The sequence below is a fragment of the Sphingomonas sp. PvP055 genome (genome assembly GCF_040546365.1).
GTDB lineage: Bacteria > Pseudomonadota > Alphaproteobacteria > Sphingomonadales > Sphingomonadaceae > Sphingomonas > Sphingomonas echinoides_A.
Genome location: NZ_JBEPNS010000001.1, coordinates 3,090,822 through 3,109,174, shown reverse-complemented (window position 1 = coordinate 3,109,174; position 18,353 = coordinate 3,090,822). Strand labels below are relative to the sequence as shown.

Sequence of the window (18,353 nt, the reverse complement as noted above, 5' to 3'; positions counted from 1 at the left end):
ACACGACGGTGACCGTCATACTTTACGCATACTGGGAAAGCTAAATCATGCCATTACCGTCTTTGCAACCGAATTATGGTGGCCAAATGGTTAACAACACAACGCAAGATTGCCCGACATTCGTAACGCATCTGGAATGTTCGCTGACCGGGGAAGTCTATCAGGCCGACATGCTGCATGGCCTGTCCAGCGCGGGTCGCCCGTTACTGGTCCGCTATGATCTGGAGGCGGTGAAGGCGGCCATTTCGCGTGACGACATCGCCGCGCGACCGACCGACTTGTGGCGCTGGCGGGAATTGCTGCCGGTGCGGCGGACCGAAAACATCGTCAGTCTGGGTGAGATCGAAACCCCGCTCATCCCGATCCCGAAGAGCGCGGGCAGCCCGAACGTCCTGGTCAAGGACGAGGGGCGCCTCCCGACCGGATCGTTCAAGGCGCGCGGTCTGGTAATGGCGGTGGCGATGGCGAAGGAACTCGGCGTGACGCGCATCGCGATGCCGACCAACGGCAATGCCGGGGCGGCGCTTGCGGCGTATGCGACGCGCTGCGGGATCGAGACGATCGTCTTTTGTCCCGAGGATACGCCCGAGATCAACGTCCGCGAGATCGCGGTGCAGGGCGCGCGGGTGTATCGCGTCAATGGGCTCATCGACGATTGCGGCGCGATCGTCGGCAAGGGCGCGGCGGAAGGGCGCTGGTTCGACTTTTCGACGCTCAAGGAGCCGTATCGGATCGAGGGCAAGAAGACGATGGGGCTGGAACTCGCCGCACAATTCGGCTGGAAACTGCCCGATGCGATCTTCTACCCGACCGGCGGCGGGACCGGGCTGATTGGCATGTGGAAGGCGTTCGACGAGCTCGAGAAACTCGGCTGGATCGGGTCCGAGCGCCCGCGCATGTATGCGGTGCAAGCGAGCGGCTGCGCGCCGATCGTCCGCGCGTTCGAGGCTGGCCTTGAGCACGCCGAGCGCTGGGAGGATGCGGCTACGGTCGCGGCCGGGATTCGCGTTCCGAAAGCGGTCGGCGATTTCCTGATCCTGCGCGCGGTGCGCGAGAGCGGCGGCAAGGCGCTCGGCGTCGGCGATCCTGCGATCCTCAAGGCAGTCGAGGATTGCGCGAAGAAGGACGGGTTGCTGCTGTGTCCCGAGGGCGGCGCGACGCTGGCGGCGTATCGCGAGGCGCTGCGGACGGGGGAGGTCGACGAGGATGAACGCGTCGTCCTGTTCAACTGCGCGACCGGGCTCAAATATCCGATGCCGCCCGCCAACGCGGCGATCGACCGGTTCGCGCCGATCGATTTCGACGCGCTGTAACGCGCGTTCGTCACCTCGGCTCGTTTCGCTGGATAGCGGGACGAGCCCGGGGTGGCTGGGTCAGGCTTCCGCTACCTTCGCGATGATGTCTGCGTAGATTGCGGTCAGCGCGGTTAGATCGTCCAGCGCTACTGCCTCGTCGAGCTTGTGCATCGTTGCGTTGAGCAAGCCGAATTCGACCGTCGGGCACAGCTGCGACAGGAAGCGTGCGTCGGACGTGCCGCCGGTGGTCGACAGCTCGGCCACGATCCCGGTGTGGCGTTCGATCGCGGCGGCGACCAGCGCGGACAGCGGTCCGGGTTCGGTGAGGAACGCTTCGCCCGAGATCCGCGCTGTGACGGTCGCCGCGGCGTCATGGCGAGCGACCAGTGCGGAGATCCGCTCGGCTAGCGCGGCGCCGGTCTGTTCGTCGTTGAAGCGGATGCTTAGCCGCGCTTCGGCGCGTGCGGGGATGACGTTGGTCGCGGGATTGCCGACGGTGATATCGGTCACCTCGATGTTGGAGGGCTGGAACCAGCGATTGCCTTCGTCCAGCACGATCGCCTCGATTTCGGCGAGCATCGCGATCAGCCGCGGGATCGGGTTGTCGGCGAGGTGGGGGTAGGCGACATGGCCTTGCTTGCCCGCGACGGTGATGCACAGATTGACCGATCCGCGCCGCCCGATCTTGATCGTGTCGCCGAGCCTATGCGCCGAGGTCGGCTCTCCGACGAGGCAAAGATCGGGCGCGACCCCGGTCGCGCGCATCCGGTCGATCAGCGCGCGTGTGCCGTAAGTGGCGGGGCCTTCCTCGTCGCCGGTGATGATCAGCGTGAGCGGCGCCCCCGGCTTGGTCGGGATCGCCGCGACGAAGGCGGCGATCGCGCCCTTCATGTCGACCGCGCCCCGCCCGTACAGCAATCCGCCGCGCGTCGTGGGGGTGAAGGCACCGTCGGTCCAGCCGTCACCGGGCGGGACGACGTCGAGGTGGCCCGCAAAGGCGAGATGCCGTCCGCTTCCGGCGCGGGTTGCGAGCAGGTTCTCGACCGGGCCGTCGGGCGCGTCTCCAGTGACGAACCGGTCGATCAGGAAGCCGAGCGGGCGAAGTGCGGCTTCCAGCACGTCGAACACTGCACCGCGCGCGGGCGTGACGCTGGGGCAAGCGAGCAACGCGGTCGCCAGCGCGATGACGTCGGAGGAAGGGAGGGGCGAGGGGGCGGGCTGATCCATCCGTAGGCCATCGCCCAAGTGCGGATCGCTTTCAATCCCGCTGACCGTCGGTGACGCCGACGCCTTTTCCGCACGCCCTGTCACTCGCGTTTACAGCCGCTGGCGCCGTTAACGATCGTGTGCCGCCGAAATGCTCAACTGGCACGCGGCTTGCGATGTTTCAGGGCAACGAAGCCTTGTAAACAGAGAGTTAAGCCCATGACCAAGACCATCCTGTTCGCCGCTGCAGCCACCGCCCTTGCCCTCGTTTCGACCGGCGCGAACGCCGCTGCCAACCTCGTCAGCGCGGCCGTCACCGGATCGAACGGGTCGACCGTCTGGAACACCACCAGCGCGACCGGCTATTACACGGTCTTCCTGCAGCAGCCGCTTGGCAACGTGATGAACCCGCAGGGCCAGGCGATCAACGACCCGACCGAAGCCGGCCTCAACAGCTTCACCATCAACGGCGACGGCTGGCCGATCGGTGTCAAGGGTGCGTCGGACCCGCGCTACACGATGACGCTGAACTTCGCGGACGGCGCGACGATCTCGGGCGTGTACGATCCGTTGGTCGATGACGTCCTCAACGCAACGTCGACCACGGTTGGCGGCACCACCTACACCTTCACCGGCTTCGGCTGGGATCGCTCGCGCGCCGACAACGTCAGCGGCAACGTCGCAGTGAAGGGCGGCGACGGGCGTGACTATGCCGGCCAGTTCTCGTTCACCGCGGTCCAGAGCGCCGTGCCTGAGCCCACCACCTGGGCGATGATGCTCGCTGGCTTCGGGATGATCGGCCTCGGCCTGCGCTCGCGCCGGAGCACGTCGGCAACGGTCGCGCACGCCTGATTTCTCGCGCGACGCGCAATCTGAAAAGGCCGTCGGTCCCTTTGGACCGGCGGCCTTTTCGTCGTCTTGTCGAAACGACCGGATCGAGTGGAGGTGATCCCGCTCTGGGAGCAACCTTCAGGCGGTGGTGGCGGGCTGCTCGAACTGTTCGAGGACCCATTCCTCTTCCTGCGCCTGCGCGATCCAGTCCTGGACGAACGGGTGGTGGAGCACCGCGTCCATATAGCCCGCGGCGAAGCGCGCGATCGGCAGGCTGTAGGTGACGATCCGCGTGACGACCGGCGCATACATGATGTCCGCCGCGCCGAACGCACCGAACAGGAAATCGCCGTCGCCGCCGAAGCGCGCGCGTGCCTGCGCCCACAATTCCATGATCCGCCCTAGATCCGCGAGCACGTCGGCGTCGGGCTCGGTCGGCGCGAAGATCTGGCGGACGTTCATGCTGTGCTTGCGGCGCAGCGCGGTGAAGCTCGAATGCATTTCCGCCGCCATCGACCGCGCCATTGCGCGCGCGGCATCGTCCGCCGGCCAGAACAGATCGCGGCTGGTTTTCTCGGCGAGATATTCGACGATCGCAAGGCTGTCCCACACCACAGCGTCGCCGTCCCACAGGATCGGCACCTTGCCCGACGACGGCGCGAACTCGTCGCCTTCGCGGCGCTTGTCCCATTCGGCGTCGTAGAGCGGGACGACCGCCTCTTCGAACAGCAGCCCGGACTGCTTGCACGCGAGCCAGCCGCGCATGGACCAGGACGAATAGGCCTTGTTGCCGATGATCAGTTTCATGGCCCCTGCCTAAGCGAGCGCCCGATCCCGTGCAACGGCGCAATCCCGGGTGGTATCCCCACGGCCGATCCCGCATGACGCGCGGCATGAGTCGCAACACCCCCCGCATCGTCCGGCTGGTCTCCATTCTCTGGCGGCGGCGGGGGGCGCGGCAGGCGGGGGAGCATCTCGGACGGCTGCGGCGGCGGCTGGCGACGGGGATCGGCGCGGTGTTACTCGGGCTTGCCGCACTGGCGTTTGCGGGGGTGAGCGACCGCGCGCAGGCGACGTTCGCGGCGTTCGTCGTGCGCTGGCCTTATGCGCCGCTCGCGCTGACGCCGGCGGTGTTCGTGCTGGTGGTGTGGATCACGCGGCGGTTCGCGCCGCATGCGCGTGGCTCCGGCATTCCCCAGGTAATCGCGGCAAGCCGCGCGCCCGAGTCCCGTGCGGCGGCGGCGCTCGTCTCGCTTTGGACGGCGGGCGCGAAGCTGGTCCTGACCGTGGTGATGCTGCTCGGTGGCGCGTCGGTCGGGCGCGAGGGGCCGACCGTGCAGGTCAGCGCGGCGATCATGGTCAAGATCCACCGCTATTTCCGCGTCCCCATTACTGCGGGCGTGCTGATCGCCGGCGGCGCAGCGGGCGTGGCGGCGGCGTTCAATACGCCGCTCGCTGGCGTCGCCTTCGCGATCGAGGAACTCGCCGCCGCGTATGAACAGCGTGTCGCAGTGCTGGTGATGGGGGCGGTGATGATCGCGGGTCTCACCAGCCTCGGGATCTCGGGCGACTACGTCTATTTCGGCGCGATGCATGCGACGCTCGGGGTGAGCGCGGTGCTGACGCTGGCGCCGGTCGCGGGGGTGCTTGGAGGTGCCGCCGGGGGTGCCTTCGCGCGCCTGGTGCTGGGGTTCGCGGCGTCGCAGTGGCGACCCGTGGTGGTTGCACGGTCGCGGCCGTTGCTGCTCGCGCTCGGGTGCGGTCTGGTCGTGGCGGTGCTGGGCATCGCGACCGGCGGGAGCACCTGGGGGACGGGCTATGGCGCGACCCGCGCGCTGGTCGAGGGCACCGGGCAGTCGCAATGGTTCGGTCCCGCCAAATTCCTCGCCGCACTGGCGACGACGCTGAGCGGCGCGCCTGGCGGGATCTTCGCGCCGTCGCTGGCGGTGGGGGCGGGGCTGGGGAACCTGCTGACGGGCATCTTCAGTGCTGAACCCGCCGGGGCGGTGGTGCTGCTCGGGATGACGGCGTATTTCGTCGGCGTGGTGCGTGCCCCGCTGACTGCGGTGATCATCGTGATGGAGGCGACGGCCGCGCGCGGAATGATCCTCCCGCTGTTCGCGACCGCGCTGATCGCCGACGCCGCAAGCACGGTGGTGTGTCGCGAGCGATTGTATCATGGCCTCGCCAAGCCGTTCCTCGCGCTGGTCGAGGGCAAGAAGGACTGACGCGCCGCGCATTCGGGGGTCGATCGGCGCGGGCTTCGGTTTCCCTGTCCCCGCCGGCTCGCGTGCCTTATGCTTCCCCCACCCGGGGAGTTTTTCGATGACCAAACGTACGTTCGATCCCAAATTTCTGCCGATCACCAGCGCGGTGGCGACCGCCTTGCTGGCGAGCGCGTGCGGTCCCTCGACCGATGTCGCGAAGTCGGATGTCGCTGTGTGTCGCGACGACAAGGGCGCACGGGTCGCGGACGCCAATTGCGCGCGCGGCCATGGCGGAGGGGGCATGAACGGGGCGATCCTCGGGGCGGCGACCTGGTATTATCTTTCCCGCGGCAGCGTCGTGCCGGGGATGGGGCAGCGCGTGTCGGGCGGTTTCCTGTCGCCGCGCGCAGGCGTGAACTATTCGCGGGCCTCGGCGGCGACCGTCACGCGCGGCGGCTTCGGCGCGAGCGCGCGCAGCGGCTTTGGCCGGGTCGGCGCCTGATGCGCCGGATCGACACCACCCCGCGCGCCGACTGGCAGGCACAGGTCGAAGCGCTTGGGCTCGTCTGGCACACCGCCGACGGCAAACCCTATTGGGACGAAAGTGCGTGCTACAGCTTCACGCCGGCGCAGATCGCGACGATCGAACAGGCGAGCGCCGACCTGTACGAGATGTTCGTCGCCGCCGGGCAGCATGTGCTCGACCAGGAATTGCTCGGCGACTTCGGCATCCCCGCCTTCTGTCACGATGCGATCCACGATTCGTGGAACGCCGAACCGCCCGCGCTCAATTTCGGGCGGTTCGATCTTGGCTATGACGGTGCGGGGCCGCCCAAATTGTTCGAATTCAACTGTGACACGCCGACGTCATTGGTTGAAGCGGCGGTGATCCAGTGGGACTGGAAGGAAGCGGTCTTCCCCAAAGCCGACCAGTATAACGGCCTCCACGAAGCGCTCGTCGCCAAGTGGCGCGACATCGCGCCGCCGCCGGGGAGCAGCGCGCTCTATCTGGCGCATGTCGCCGATAGCGCGGGCGAGGACAGCGTCACCACCGCGTATCTCGCCGATACCGCGCGGGCGGCGGGGATCGATACCCGGCTGATCGAGATGCAGGATCTCGGCTGGGACAGCGCGGGGCGGCGGTTCGTCGATCTCGACAATGCCCCGATCGACGCGGTCTTCCATCTCTATCCATGGGAATGGCTGGTGAACGAACCGTTCGGCAAGGATCTGGTCGAGAGCCTTGGCAGCACGCTGTGGATCGAGCCGATCTGGAAGATGCTGTGGAGCAACAAGGCGATCCTGGCGGTGTTGTGGGAGCTGTTTCCGGGGCACCCCAATCTGCTTGAGGCGCGGCGAACACCGCTGTCGGGCGATCATGTTCGCAAGCCGCTGCTGGCGCGCGAGGGCGCGAACGTCACGCTGGTCAAGGGCGGCGTGACGCAGGCCGAGAGCGGGGGCGATTATGGTGGCGAGGGGTTCGTGTATCAGGCGCTCTACGATTTGCCCGGCAGCGGCGACCGTCGCCCGGTGATCGGCGCGTGGATGGTCGATGGCGCACCCGCCGGCATGGGAATTCGCGAAGACGGGCCGATCACCGGCAACACCGCGCGCTTCGTGCCGCACATCATCGAGGGATAGCATGGCGAGCCACGACTTCACCGCGCGGATCGCCTGGACCGGGAACCGCGGGGAGGGGACGAAGCGCTATCGCGGTTATCACCGGACGTGGGACCTGATGACGCCGGGCGGGACGACGGTGGCGTGTTCGAACGACCCTCGGCTGGGAGGCGACCCGGCGCTTCCCAATCCCGAGGACTTGCTGCTGGCGAGCCTGGCGGCGTGCCACATGCTGTGGTTCCTGCATCTGGCGAGTGCGGCGGGGATCGTGGTGACGGATTATACCGACGATCCGCTAGGCATAGGGGAGAGCGAGCTCGACGGGACCGGCCGCTTCGTCCGCGCGGTGCTGCGTCCGCGGATCACGCTGGCACCGGGAAGCGACGTTGCGGCGGCAGATGCGATCCACGCGCATGTCGGGGCGCATTGCTTCATCGCGCGATCCGTGGCGTTTCCCGTCGAGCATGTGGCGACGTACCAGGAGGCGTGATCCCGCTGCGACCGCGTTCGATCGCTCCGATCGAACCGGCATCCGCCGTACCACGACGCGGTGAGCGCCGTGCGCATGTTTCGTTCCGGGACAACGAAACTCACAAAACTTTATGTCACCCCGCGTATATTTACCGGACATTAACGTTCCTTCCCGGCCAGGGCGATGAAGGTTCCCTGGTGAACGCCGCGTCTGCGGCAGCACCAACCTTCGTTTCGGGAGTTGTTATGAAGCGTATCGGATTTTTAGCAGTCGCCGCAGCCATAGGGGTCGCTGCGGCGGCACCTGCAAGCGCGACCATTCTCATGCCGGGGCAGTCCAGCATCCGCTTCTCCGCGTTCGATGCCTCGACGCGGGGGACCTTGTTGGAGTCGATCAACTCCGGCACCACTGGCGCGACCACCTACACGGGTTCGCTGCGGAGTGCGGTGTACCGGAACACGCTGGGGACGCTGGACTTCTATTATCAGGTTGCGATCGATTCGATCGCACGGGGAGACGAAGTCTTCAACCTGACCACCGCCGGTTTCCTTGGCTTCTCGGTCGACGCGCTGGTCGACGGTACCAATTTCGATGGTGCGGGGATCTTCACGGCGGCGAACAACCCCAATTTGCAGGGGCCGCCCGGTTCGACGACCACCGCCTCGCGCAGCGGTAGCGGTGCGATCGTCCGCGCGGACTTTGGCGACAATGGCCTGGAAGCCGCCGGTCAGACCAGCGCGACCTATATCTTCCGGACCGACGCGACCAACTACAACCTCGGCGGCACGTTCACGACCCAGGACGGATCGGTCGCGCAGCGCGCCAACTTCCAGCCGGTCGCCGCGGTGCCTGAACCCGCCACGTGGGGCATGATGCTGCTCGGCTTCGGCGGTATCGGTTTCGCGGTGCGTCGTGGCCGCAAGACCATGGCGCGGATGGCCTTCGCGGTCTGAACCCGTTGCCGTGATGAAGCGAGGAGGCTGTCGGTGGGACCACCGGCAGCCTTTTCCTCTGCTACTGCCGCAGGCGGTTCGCGCCGTCAGCGACGCTGGCGATATCCACCGAACTGCGTGCTCTCGAACGAAACGACCGCACCGGCATTGTCGCCGAGCGGGATCGCAGCGACGCCGTAAGCGCTGCGGTAGCCGTTCGTTCCGATCGCCGCGCCGACTTCGCCGTGGATACCCAGACCCGGTTTGCCGCTCTCTTCGCGCTCGCCGCGCGCGATGGCCGCGCTCTCCACGGTATTGCTGTTGAGGATCGCATCGCGCTCGGCATCGCTGAGGCGGATGGTGTCGGTTGACGGCGTGGGGGTGGGCGCGGCTTGGGCGACGGGCGCCGGATCGACGCTCTGCGCAATGGCACCGCTCGACCCGCCGGTGACACTCGCGACGCACGCGGTTGCCAGCAGGAAGGGGCGAAGCGGCGTGAGCATCTTACGGGTCATATCGTTGATATAGGGCAGGATGTGGCGGACGTCTAATCCGCGGTAGGCGCGCGTCCTCAGCTGATCGCTTCGATTACCGCCGCGCGCAGTTCGGGGATGCCCATGCCGGTGTCGCTCGACGTCACCAGAATGTCCGGATGCGCTGCCGGCCGCTTGCGCGCCTCGATCGCGGTGGCTTCGGTGACTTCGGCAAGATCGCTCGCCTTGATCTTGTCCGCCTTGGTCAGCACCATGCGGTAGCTGACCGCCGCCTTGTCGAGCATCTCCAAGATCTCGCGGTCGACGTCCTTGATGCCGTGGCGCGAGTCGATCAGCACCAGCGCGCGCTTGAGCACGTCGCGCCCGCGCAGGAAGTCGTTCACCAGGAAGCGCCACTTGCGGACCATGTCCTTGGGCGCCTTGGCGAAACCATAGCCGGGCATGTCGACGAGCCGGAACGTCAGCGGGGTGCCGACGTCGAAGAAGTTGAGCTCCTGCGTCCGTCCCGGCGTGTTCGAGGTGCGCGCCAGCGAGTTGCGGTTGGTCAGCGCGTTGAGCAGCGAGGACTTGCCGACGTTCGACCGGCCCGCGAACGCCACTTCGGGCACGTCCGCATTGGGCAGGAATTCGAGCGCGGGCGCGGACTTCAGGAAGGCCACCGGCCCCGAGAAAATCTTGCGCGCCGCCTCGATCGCGTCGGGTTCGAAACTCATGTCTTGGCAACCTTGGTGGGAGCGGGCTCGCGCATCCCGGGATGACGCGCATACAGCATGCGCTGCTGCGCGACGGTCCACAGGTTCGACGTGATCCAGTAGACCTGCAGGCCGACCGCGAACGGCGCCATCACGAACATCAGCACCCACGGCATCAGCGCGAACACCTGCTTCTGGGCATCGTCCATCGGCGCGGGGTTGAGCTTGAACTGGAAGTACATCGACACGCCGAGGAGCACCGGCACGATGCCGATCGCGAGGAACGGCGGCAGATGGTACGGCAGGTACCCGAACAGGTTTAGGATCGTCGCAGGGTCGGGCGCGGACAGATCGCGGATCCAGCCGACGAACGGCTGGTGCCGCATTTCGATCGTCAGCAGCAGGACCTTGTACAGCGAGTACATGATGGGGATCTGGATCAGCGTGGGGACGCAGCCCGCGAGCGGGTTGACCTTCTCGGTCTTGTACAGCGCCATCATCTCCTGCTGCTGGCGCGGCTTGTCGTCCTTATACTTTTCCTGAAGCAGCTTCACCTTCGGCTGGATCGCCTTCATCGCCGCCATCGACGCGAACTGGCGCTGCGCGATCGGGAAGATCAGCGTGCGGATCGTGACGGTGAGCAGGATGATCGCGACACCGAAGTTGCCGATCATGCGGAACAACCAGTCGAGATATTTGAAGATCGGCTTCTCGACGACCTCGAACCAGCCCCAGTCGATCGCCTTGCCGAAATGACGGACGCCGAGGCGATCCTCATAGCGGTCGAGCGTGTTGGTTTCCTTGGCACCCGCGAACAGCTTGGCGGTGGTGACCAGCGCCTTGCCCGGCGCGACGACGCGCGGGGCGAGCGTGAAGCCGCCCTGGAAGGTATCGCCCTTGGCGGCGGTGAAGCCGGCGTGGACCGGGCTGTTCGCATCCGGGATGACGGCAGCGAGCCAGTATTTGTCGCCGAAGCCGACCCAGCCGCCATTGCCGTCGAACATGTTCGCGCCGGGCTTGGCGCCGCTGCCCCAGATCTTGCCGAAGAACGAGGCGTCCTTGCCCTTCAGATTGTCATAGGTGATGTCGTAGGTCGCACCCTTGTCGAACACGCCGATCGGGCCGACGTGGTTGGTCCAGGTATCGGCCTCGGTGCCGACGCCGGTGCGCGAGACGAGCGAGAAGGCCCGCAAGGCGACGGGGGCGGCGCCGCCGTTGGCGGCAACCTGGCGGACGGTGAACATGTAGCGATCGTCGATCGCAATCGTCAGCGCGAACCGCTGGCCCTGCGCGTTGGCCCAGCGCAGCGTCACCGGCTGGCCGGGACGCAGCACGTTGGACGAGCTGGTGTACATCGTATCGCCGTTGGGGACGGTGACGCCGTCGCCCGACCAGCCGAACCCGGCGTAATAGGCGTCCTTGGTCCCGCGCGGCGAGAACAGGCGGATCGGCGGCGAATTCTTTGCGACCGTTTCCTTGTACTGCGACAGCGTCAGGTCATCGATGTACGCGCCCTTGAGGTTGATCGACCCGTTGAGCTTGGGCGTCTCGATCCGGATTCGCTGCCCGGCTGTCTCGCGCAGGACCGCATTGCGGTCGCGCACGGCGAGCGGGCCGTCGGCGACCGGATCGACCGAAGTCGGCAACGCCTTCGACTGCCCCTTGACGATCTTGGTCGCAGGCGGGTTCGCCGCCGGGAAGAACTTCTGGGTGATGAAGTTGCTGCCGAGCAGGATGATCGCGGCAAAGAGCGCGAAGAGGATGAAATTCTTGCTGTCGTGCTTCACGCGAGTCGTATCCGTTCGTCGATCAGGGTTTCGGCGATCATGGGACCGGGTCGGGTCCGTACCCGCCCCAGGGATGACACCGCGCGATTCGTTTCACGGCCAGCCATCCGCCCTTTAGAGCGCCATAGCGGCGAAGCGCGGTAATTGCATAGCTGGAACAGCTTGGCTGATAGCGGCAGCTGGGCGGTAGCACCACCGACGGGCCGATCTGCCAGCCGCGCGCGACCAGGATCAGCGCGCGGGCCATGAGGGTGGGGCGCGGCGCGCACATCAGCAAACGCCGTCGGGAAGGGAAGCCCTCACCGCACCACCTTCGCCAGCGCTTTGGTGAGTTCGTTGCGCATCGCCGCGTAATCGCGTTCGATTCCGCCGCTGCGCCCGATCAGCACGTGGTCCGCGCCCTCGACACCAGCAACAGGCAACAGCTCACGCGCAAGCGCGCGCAGCCGACGCTTGAGCCGGTTACGGATGACGGAATTGCCGACTTTCTTGGTGACGGTAAACCCCATGCGCATCGCCGGGGAACCATCGTCGCGCCGTCGCATCAACAGGACGAATCCCGGCATCGGCGCGCGTTTCCCCGCATTGGCGGCGAGGAAATCGGCGCGGCGCGCCATCGTCTGGATGGTCGCGCCGCGTGTATCCCGGTTTACGCTGACAGCTTCTTGCGGCCGCGGTTGCGGCGAGCGCGAATCACATTGCGGCCACCCGGGGTCGCCATGCGCGAGCGGAACCCGTGGCGACGTGCACGCACCAGATTGCTCGGCTGAAAGGTCCGCTTCATCGTTCATTCCCTAGGACTGCAAACAGAAAAGGGCCGCCACGCGGACGGCCTCGTAAGCGGTCCCCCTAGGCAAAAAGGGCGGCCTAGTCAATTGCGCGATCACGCGCACGACGCCGCGCCGCACTGCGACGGCGGAGACCCATGTCGGCATAATGCCCGACCTTCGGCCAGCGCCGTTTTACGTGGACGAAGCGCTTCTTCGCCCACAGCGAATTCTGCAGCACGAGCGCGAGCCCTGCCGCGAACACGAAGATCCCGCCCGGCCCGGGGATCGCACCGACGACCGGCGACGCAATGACGAGCACGACTCCGGTCGAGAAGAAGGTCAGCCGAAGCATCGGGTGGCGGGTGGAGCGCATCAGGGTAGCATGTGGGAAGCCGAGCGGGCTTGGCAAGACTGTGGACATCATCGTCCGGACCGTTAAGCCGCTGGCAGGCCCGGGGGGGAACGAGATGGTCGCGAGCGTGTCGACGGTGGCATATCTGGGGCTGGAGGCGCGCGCGGTCGAGGTGCAGGTGCAGCTCATCCCCGGGCTGCCCGCGTTCAACCTGGTCGGCCTCGGCGACAAGGCGGTCGGTGAAAGCCGCGAGCGTGTGCGCGGCGCGATCGCGTCGATGGGACTGGCGCTGCCGCCCAAGCGGATCGTGGTCAACCTCTCCCCCGCCGATCTCCCCAAGGAAGGGTCGCATTTCGATCTGCCGATCGCGTTGGCGCTGCTGGCGGCGATGGGGATCGTGGATGCGGAAGATCTGGCCGACTATGTCGTGGTCGGCGAACTCGGGCTCGATGCGCGGATCGCGCCGTCGCCGGGGGTGCTGCTCGCGGCACTCCATGCCTCCGAACTGGGCAAGGGGCTGATCTGCCCGGTCGCGCAGGGGGCGGAAGCGGCGTGGGCGGGGCAGGGCGTGCTGGCCGCACCCGACATCCTGTCGCTGATCAATCACTTCAAGGGGCATGGGCTGCTCGCGGCACCCGCGGCGGGGGAAGCGGAGCCGATCGTCCACGGCGCGGACCTGGCGCAGGTGAAGGGGCAGGAAACCGCCAAGCGTGCGCTCGAGATTGCGGCGGCGGGGGGGCATAATCTGCTGATGGTCGGGCCGCCGGGGTCGGGCAAGTCGCTGATGGCGTCCTGCCTGCCGGGCATCCTTCCCCCGCTCGACGCGGCAGAAGCGCTGGAGGTGTCGATGGTCGCGAGCGTCGCGGGGACGCTTGCGGGCGGTCGATTGACCCGGGCTCGGCCGTTCCGCGCGCCGCATCACTCCGCCTCGATGGCGGCGCTCGTCGGTGGCGGGCTGAGGGTCAAGCCGGGGGAGGTGAGCCTCGCGCATCTCGGCGTGCTGTTTCTCGACGAATTGCCCGAGTTCCAGCGGGCGGTGCTCGATTCGCTGCGGCAACCGCTCGAGACCGGCGTGGTCAGCGTCGCGCGGGCGAATGCGCATGTCACCTTTCCCGCGCGCGTCCAGCTGATCGCCGCGATGAACCCGTGCCGGTGCGGGCATCTGGGCGACGCCGCGCGCGCCTGTTCGCGCGCGCCGCGCTGTGCGGTGGATTATCAGGCGAAGGTGTCAGGCCCTTTGCTCGACCGGATCGATCTGCACGTCGAAGTACAGGCGGTGAGCGCCGCCGATCTGGTATTGCCGCCGCCCGCCGAAGGGTCCGCGCAGGTCGCGGCACGCGTCGCGGCGGCGCGAACGCTCCAGCGCGAGCGCTATGCAGGGGAGGGTGTGCGGACCAACGCCGAGGCGGACGGCGCGCTGCTCGACCGCGTGGCAACTCCGGATGCGGCGGGGCGCGCGTTGCTGGCGCAGGCGTCGGAGGCAATGCGGCTGTCCGCGCGGGGCTATACGCGCGTGCTCAGGGCTGCGCGGACAATCGCAGATTTGGCGGGGGCGGACGGGGTTGCGCGGCTCCACGTGGCGGAGGCGCTGAGCTACCGACGGCGGGAGCCGGTGAATTGAACGAAGCTGTCATCCTGTTGCAACAGGGTGTTGCAGCGCCGCCAAGCTTGCGCTAGCGGGACTTGCGTGCGGGCGTGGTGGAACTGGTAGACGCGCCGGACTCAAAATCCGGTTCCGCAAGGAGTGTCGGTTCGATTCCGACCGCCCGCACCACCTTTCCGGCCGAGTACCCGGCCGAGCGCCCCGCTGAGCGCATTGTCGCTCGCGGCCGGGGGCGCTAGCCTTCCAATATGCCCCGTGCGCTGAAAGTCTTCCGTACCCCGATCGGGTTTCACGACGCCTATGTTGCGGCGCCGACCAAGAAGGCCGCGCTGGAGGCATGGGGCAGCACGCACGACCTGTTCGCGCGCGGGATCGCGGAGATCGTTACCGATCCGGCGTTGACCGAGGAACCGCTGGCGTCGCCGGGGAAGGTCATCAAACGCTCGCGCGGGACGACCGCGGAGCAGATCGCGGCGCTGCCCGCAGTGGAGCGGCCTGATCGCGCGCGGAGCGCTGACGAGGACGAGCCGGACCGTTCCGTTTCCGCAAAGGGCAAGCCGAAGTCCAGCAAGGGCAAAACCTCGCCCAAACCGAAAGCCAACCCGAAGCCGCCACCCCCGCGTCCCTCGCCCGATGCGCTGGAAGCTGCCGAGGCGGAACTCGAGACGGCGAAGCGTCGGCATGAGGAGGACGATCGCGCGCTTGCCCGCGAACAGGCCGCGCTCGATCGGCAGCGCCGTGACCTGGAGCGGACGCAGGCGGCGGAGCGCGCGAAACTGCAAGCGGCGGTCGATCGCGCAGATACCGCCTACGCCGCAGCGTTGAAGCGCTGGCGTGCGGCGCGAAGCGGGGATGGGGACTGACGAACCCTTCGCGGGGCTGTCGCGTTCATGGATGAACGGAAGGACGCGATGATGACGGCATATGATCTGGAGCGGTTCACCACGGCGCAGACAGGCGTGTTCGATACCGCGCTCGCCGAGATCCGGGCAGGCGAAAAGCGCAGCCACTGGATGTGGTTCGTCTTCCCGCAGATCGCCGGGCTTGGCAGCAGCCCAACCGCGCGACATTTCGCGCTTGCGTCGCTGGACGAGGCGCGGGCGTATCTGGCCGATCCATTGTTGGGGCCACGCTATGTGGCGGCAGTCGAGGCGGTCCAGGCGTTGCCGGGGGGAACCGCGCAAGGTGTGTTCGGCGGGATCGATGCGGTCAAGCTGCGGTCGTCGCTGACGCTGTTCGAGGTCGCGGGAGCGCCCGCGGTGGTGGGGGCTGCGCTGGACCGCTGGTTTGGCGGGGCGCGCGATGCTCGGACCTTGGAGATTGTCGGTCGGCGGTAGGGGATCCGCTCCCGAGTGAAGCGCCAGGCTACCCCGTCACGCGTGGGCGTAACGGGGTAGCGCAACGTTCTGCGGGCTTACAGATCCACCCCGGCGGCGATCGCTTCCAGCTTGCGGATGCGTTCCTTGAGGTCCGCAATCTCGATCCGGGCGCTGGCGTTGGGAAGCGCCGGGCCGGCGTTGGCGTTTCCGCCGGCGTGAAGCTGTTCCAGCTTGTACGACAGCCAGCCGCGCCAGCCGGTCAGCGTTGCGAAGGTCAGCATCGCCAGAGCGGCGAGCGCGGCCAATGCGAGCGTCATGGTGACAATCGGGTCGTTCATGATCCCTGCTCCTGGGAAGATGGTCACGGGAATGGTCACGGGCGGTCGCGCAGCTTCTCGATCTCGCGATCGAGACGAGCGCCGCTGTCGTTGTTCTCGGTCGCGAGCCGTTCGAGCACCGCGATCCGTTCCTTGAGCGCGCGGATTTCGTCGCGCTGCTGCCGCGCGTCTGCGCTGTCCTGCGGCATCTGTGGGTCGATCCGGTCGGCCGCCTTGTAGCGTGCCTTGATGATCCCGCCGACGACCGCGACCAGCACGATCAGCACGACCATCATTTGTCCACCGTTCATGACATTCTCCCTTTATGCGTTCGGGCTGGTCAGCCCTGGGTGGCCTGGCGTGCCGCGCGGGCGGCGCGGCGGCGGGGACGGTCGATGCTTTCGGTCGCCCAGCAACATCCCGCCGTCACGACGGCGAGCACTCCAAAAAAGATGATCATGATATCCTCGGGGAAGAAAGGGTAGGGGGTCAGTTGAGCGGGGTGTCGCGCAGTCGATCGATCTCCAGCGAGAGATCCACGCCGCGGTCGGTAATGATGCGTTCCAGCACTCGGACGCGCTGTTCGAGCCGTTCGGTCTGGGCCGCATATTGGGCGGCCTTTTCGGCAACCATCGTGGCTTCGATCGCGAGCTTGCGCTCCTTGTAAGCGAGCCACGGGCGGACGATGACGCCTCCGGTCACCGCGATGATCCCAACGCTGATCCCCAGGATCGGGATGAGAAAAACGATATCGGGCGGCATGCTCGGGTCCTTTCCGGGGTTCAGCGCAGCGCGTCGATGTCGCGCGCGATGCGTTCGGCGGGGTCGGTCGCGATCCGTTCGAGGACTGCGATGCGCTCCTCAAGCCGGCTAACTTGACCGTGGAGCTTGTCGTTTTCCGCGATCAGCAGAACCAGCTTGCGGTCTGCGTCGGGATCGGTGCGGCTGGCGGTGCCGCTCCACTCGTTCTCCAGCGGGTAGCCGTGCCGTGCGCGGATCCAGGTGGTGAACACCCATCCGAGGGTCGACATGGCAATGATGGCAATGACGAAGCCTGGTCCACCCCAAGACATCGGTATTCTCCCTTTTTTTTGAAAACCCCGCCGTGTTCAGCGCAGGCTGTCGATCTCGTCCGCCAGGCGGCTGTTGCGGCTGGTGTACATCACCTCGATGTCGGCGAGCCGACGGTCGATGTCGCGGAACTTGCTGCGGACTTCGGCGGTCGAGCGCGTCGGGTTGGAGCGGACGCCTTGCCAGAAGCGCGCATCATCGGCGCTGTCGTACAAACCGACGGGTTTCTTCTCGGCAACCCAGCCCATGATGACATAGGCGATCAACACCCACCCGCTGGTGGCGAGGGTCAGCAGTGCGACCCCGACCCGGACCAGGGTCACGTCGATGCCGGTATATTCGGCGATTCCCGAGCAGACGCCCATCCATTTGGCGTTCTGTTTGTCGAGGTAGAATTTGGTGCGGCTGACGGACATTTCAGTTCCTCCGGGTGATGTCGTAAGACGGGTTGGGGTGCGATTGGACGGTCGGCTCGGCGAGCGGCATGCTGACGCGCCATTCCGGGTGATCGGCGGCGATGATGCGCTCTACGGTGCCGAGCCGGTCTTCGAGGCGACGGGCGAGCGAGTAGAGTTCGTCGAGCAGCTTCTCGTCTTCGTTGGTGATCTTGGGCGCCTGCTTCCACTTGGTGACATAGTGCAGGATCACCCAGGGCATGCCGACGAACAGCGTACCGCAGACGAAGATCGGGACGAGGATGTCTTCCATCTCAGCCGTCCTTTCCGAAGCGAGCCTTCATCGCGGCGAGCTCGGCCTCGACCTTCTCGCTCGACTTAAGCTCGGCGATTTCTTCCTCGAGCGTCTTCGGCGGGGCGCCCATTCCGGCGACGTCGGCGCGACCTTCGGCCATGTCGACACGGCGCTCCATGATCTCGAAGCGGCTGAACGCGTCCTGCATCCGCGGGCCGTTGTACATCTCGCGCAGCTTGAAGCGGTTCTGTGCGCTTTCGAAGCGGGTTGCGATCGAGTTCTGGCGGCTGCGCGCTTCGCGGAGCTTGCCGGTCAGCTTGGCAATGTCTTCCTCCGACGCGTGGAGCGATTCATCGAGCACCGCGATCTCGCCGTCGAGCTGGGCGGCCATGTCGGCGGCCTTCTGCTTCTCGACGAGGGCGGCCTTGGCGAGATCCTCGCGACCCTTCGACAGGGCGAGCTCGGCCTTTTCGGTCCAGCTTTCCTGCAGCGCGCCGAGCTTGCTGATGTGACGGCGCATTTCCTTCTGGTCCGCGATCGTGCGGGCGGCGGAGGCGCGCACCTCGACCAGCGTTTCCTCCATTTCGAGGATGATCATGCGGATCATCTTCGAAGGGTCTTCGGCCTTGTCGAGCAGGTCGGTGAAGTTGGCGGCGATGATGTCGCGGGTTCGGCTGAAGATGCCCATAGTGATA

Annotated in this window: 26 protein-coding genes and 1 tRNA gene; 11 read left to right on the top strand and 16 right to left on the bottom strand. The window is 66.7% G+C overall.

Going from position 1 to position 18,353, the window contains the following annotated elements:
• Window positions 1-86: 86 nt before the first annotated feature.
• The gene (locus ABIC16_RS14665) at window positions 87-1,313 is read left to right on the top strand and encodes a threonine synthase (protein ID WP_354291648.1); all 1,227 of its coding nucleotides are present in this window, start codon (window positions 87-89) and stop codon (window positions 1,311-1,313) included.
• A gap of 60 nt (window positions 1,314-1,373) precedes the next feature.
• Here the strand turns inward: ABIC16_RS14665 and dapE are convergent, their stop codons facing one another.
• A complete protein-coding gene (gene dapE, locus ABIC16_RS14660; protein ID WP_354291647.1) occupies window positions 1,374-2,522 on the bottom strand; it encodes a succinyl-diaminopimelate desuccinylase in 1,149 nt (382 codons plus the stop codon).
• Window positions 2,523-2,720: 198 nt separating this feature from the next.
• Here dapE and ABIC16_RS14655 point away from each other — a divergent pair, with 198 nt between their 5' ends.
• Window positions 2,721-3,353 (top strand): PEPxxWA-CTERM sorting domain-containing protein, encoded by a 633-nt coding sequence (locus tag ABIC16_RS14655; RefSeq protein WP_277970276.1) that lies wholly within the window; start codon window positions 2,721-2,723, stop codon window positions 3,351-3,353.
• 117 nt (window positions 3,354-3,470) lie between these two features.
• On the opposite strand, the gene ABIC16_RS14650 is transcribed toward ABIC16_RS14655, so the two are convergent.
• Window positions 3,471-4,139 (bottom strand): glutathione S-transferase family protein, encoded by a 669-nt coding sequence (locus tag ABIC16_RS14650; protein ID WP_277970277.1) that lies wholly within the window; start codon window positions 4,137-4,139, stop codon window positions 3,471-3,473.
• Between the two features lie 74 nt (window positions 4,140-4,213).
• Here ABIC16_RS14650 and ABIC16_RS14645 point away from each other — a divergent pair, with 74 nt between their 5' ends.
• From ABIC16_RS14645 to ABIC16_RS14625, 5 genes are all read left to right on the top strand, one after another.
• Window positions 4,214-5,560, top strand: a complete 1,347-nt coding sequence (locus ABIC16_RS14645) for a chloride channel protein (protein WP_354291646.1) — start codon at window positions 4,214-4,216, stop codon at window positions 5,558-5,560.
• Between the two features lie 97 nt (window positions 5,561-5,657).
• Window positions 5,658-6,041: a hypothetical protein gene (locus ABIC16_RS14640; protein ID WP_277970279.1), complete on the top strand. Its 384-nt coding sequence runs from the start codon at window positions 5,658-5,660 to the stop codon at window positions 6,039-6,041.
• Window positions 6,041-7,180 (top strand): glutathionylspermidine synthase family protein, encoded by a 1,140-nt coding sequence (locus ABIC16_RS14635; RefSeq protein WP_354291645.1) that lies wholly within the window; start codon window positions 6,041-6,043, stop codon window positions 7,178-7,180. Before ABIC16_RS14640 ends, ABIC16_RS14635 begins: the two co-directional genes overlap by 1 nt.
• Before the next feature lies 1 nt (window position 7,181).
• Window positions 7,182-7,649 carry an OsmC family protein gene (locus ABIC16_RS14630; protein WP_354291644.1) on the top strand — a complete coding sequence of 156 codons (468 nt, stop codon included), beginning with the start codon at window positions 7,182-7,184 and terminating at the stop codon, window positions 7,647-7,649.
• A gap of 227 nt (window positions 7,650-7,876) precedes the next feature.
• Window positions 7,877-8,584 carry a PEPxxWA-CTERM sorting domain-containing protein gene (locus tag ABIC16_RS14625; protein ID WP_354291643.1) on the top strand — a complete coding sequence of 236 codons (708 nt, stop codon included), beginning with the start codon at window positions 7,877-7,879 and terminating at the stop codon, window positions 8,582-8,584.
• Between the two features lie 86 nt (window positions 8,585-8,670).
• Here the strand turns inward: ABIC16_RS14625 and ABIC16_RS14620 are convergent, their stop codons facing one another.
• From ABIC16_RS14620 to ABIC16_RS14590, 7 genes are all read right to left on the bottom strand, one after another.
• Complete coding sequence (locus ABIC16_RS14620; protein ID WP_354291642.1) at window positions 8,671-9,078, bottom strand: hypothetical protein; 408 nt, start codon at window positions 9,076-9,078, stop codon at window positions 8,671-8,673.
• 56 nt (window positions 9,079-9,134) lie between these two features.
• Window positions 9,135-9,770, bottom strand: coding sequence for a ribosome biogenesis GTP-binding protein YihA/YsxC (gene yihA, locus ABIC16_RS14615; RefSeq protein WP_354291641.1), 636 nt, complete (start codon window positions 9,768-9,770; stop codon window positions 9,135-9,137).
• The gene (yidC, locus tag ABIC16_RS14610; RefSeq protein ID WP_354291640.1) at window positions 9,767-11,536 is read right to left on the bottom strand and encodes a membrane protein insertase YidC; all 1,770 of its coding nucleotides are present in this window, start codon (window positions 11,534-11,536) and stop codon (window positions 9,767-9,769) included. The genes yihA and yidC overlap by 4 nt, the downstream gene beginning before the upstream one ends.
• 37 nt (window positions 11,537-11,573) lie before the next feature.
• The gene (gene yidD, locus ABIC16_RS14605; RefSeq protein ID WP_354291639.1) at window positions 11,574-11,807 is read right to left on the bottom strand and encodes a membrane protein insertion efficiency factor YidD; all 234 of its coding nucleotides are present in this window, start codon (window positions 11,805-11,807) and stop codon (window positions 11,574-11,576) included.
• A 28-nt stretch (window positions 11,808-11,835) separates the two neighbouring features.
• The gene (rnpA, locus tag ABIC16_RS14600) at window positions 11,836-12,153 is read right to left on the bottom strand and encodes a ribonuclease P protein component (protein WP_354291638.1); all 318 of its coding nucleotides are present in this window, start codon (window positions 12,151-12,153) and stop codon (window positions 11,836-11,838) included.
• A 32-nt stretch (window positions 12,154-12,185) separates the two neighbouring features.
• On the bottom strand, window positions 12,186-12,320 hold the full coding sequence (gene rpmH / locus ABIC16_RS14595) for a 50S ribosomal protein L34 (protein WP_010162954.1): 135 nt from the start codon (window positions 12,318-12,320) through the stop codon (window positions 12,186-12,188).
• Between the two features lie 83 nt (window positions 12,321-12,403).
• Window positions 12,404-12,730 carry a hypothetical protein gene (locus ABIC16_RS14590; RefSeq protein ID WP_354291637.1) on the bottom strand — a complete coding sequence of 109 codons (327 nt, stop codon included), beginning with the start codon at window positions 12,728-12,730 and terminating at the stop codon, window positions 12,404-12,406.
• 43 nt (window positions 12,731-12,773) lie between these two features.
• Between ABIC16_RS14590 and ABIC16_RS14585 the strand changes: the two genes are divergently transcribed.
• From ABIC16_RS14585 to ABIC16_RS14570, 4 genes are all read left to right on the top strand, one after another.
• A complete protein-coding gene (locus ABIC16_RS14585) occupies window positions 12,774-14,279 on the top strand; it encodes a YifB family Mg chelatase-like AAA ATPase (protein WP_354292343.1) in 1,506 nt (501 codons plus the stop codon).
• Between the two features lie 68 nt (window positions 14,280-14,347).
• Window positions 14,348-14,432 (top strand) — tRNA-Leu (locus tag ABIC16_RS14580).
• A 77-nt stretch (window positions 14,433-14,509) separates the two neighbouring features.
• Complete coding sequence (locus tag ABIC16_RS14575) at window positions 14,510-15,124, top strand: hypothetical protein (protein WP_354291636.1); 615 nt, start codon at window positions 14,510-14,512, stop codon at window positions 15,122-15,124.
• Between the two features lie 27 nt (window positions 15,125-15,151).
• The gene (locus ABIC16_RS14570) at window positions 15,152-15,598 is read left to right on the top strand and encodes a DUF1810 domain-containing protein (protein WP_354291635.1); all 447 of its coding nucleotides are present in this window, start codon (window positions 15,152-15,154) and stop codon (window positions 15,596-15,598) included.
• Window positions 15,599-15,675: 77 nt separating this feature from the next.
• On the opposite strand, the gene ABIC16_RS14565 is transcribed toward ABIC16_RS14570, so the two are convergent.
• The 7 genes from ABIC16_RS14565 to pspA form a co-directional block, all read right to left on the bottom strand.
• The gene (locus ABIC16_RS14565) at window positions 15,676-15,918 is read right to left on the bottom strand and encodes a hypothetical protein (RefSeq protein ID WP_354291634.1); all 243 of its coding nucleotides are present in this window, start codon (window positions 15,916-15,918) and stop codon (window positions 15,676-15,678) included.
• 35 nt (window positions 15,919-15,953) lie between these two features.
• Window positions 15,954-16,193 (bottom strand): hypothetical protein, encoded by a 240-nt coding sequence (locus tag ABIC16_RS14560; protein WP_431358408.1) that lies wholly within the window; start codon window positions 16,191-16,193, stop codon window positions 15,954-15,956.
• A gap of 193 nt (window positions 16,194-16,386) precedes the next feature.
• Entirely contained in the window at window positions 16,387-16,659 is a 273-nt protein-coding gene (locus tag ABIC16_RS14555) for a hypothetical protein (RefSeq protein WP_277970293.1), read from the bottom strand.
• Window positions 16,660-16,679: 20 nt separating this feature from the next.
• Window positions 16,680-16,970: a hypothetical protein gene (locus ABIC16_RS14550; protein WP_277970294.1), complete on the bottom strand. Its 291-nt coding sequence runs from the start codon at window positions 16,968-16,970 to the stop codon at window positions 16,680-16,682.
• Between the two features lie 36 nt (window positions 16,971-17,006).
• A complete protein-coding gene (pspC, locus tag ABIC16_RS14545) occupies window positions 17,007-17,384 on the bottom strand; it encodes an envelope stress response membrane protein PspC (RefSeq protein ID WP_354291633.1) in 378 nt (125 codons plus the stop codon).
• Window position 17,385: 1 nt separating this feature from the next.
• A complete protein-coding gene (pspB, locus tag ABIC16_RS14540) occupies window positions 17,386-17,676 on the bottom strand; it encodes an envelope stress response membrane protein PspB (RefSeq protein WP_277970296.1) in 291 nt (96 codons plus the stop codon).
• Between the two features lies 1 nt (window position 17,677).
• Window positions 17,678-18,346: a phage shock protein PspA gene (gene pspA / locus ABIC16_RS14535; RefSeq protein WP_277970297.1), complete on the bottom strand. Its 669-nt coding sequence runs from the start codon at window positions 18,344-18,346 to the stop codon at window positions 17,678-17,680.
• Window positions 18,347-18,353 lie beyond the last annotated feature (7 nt).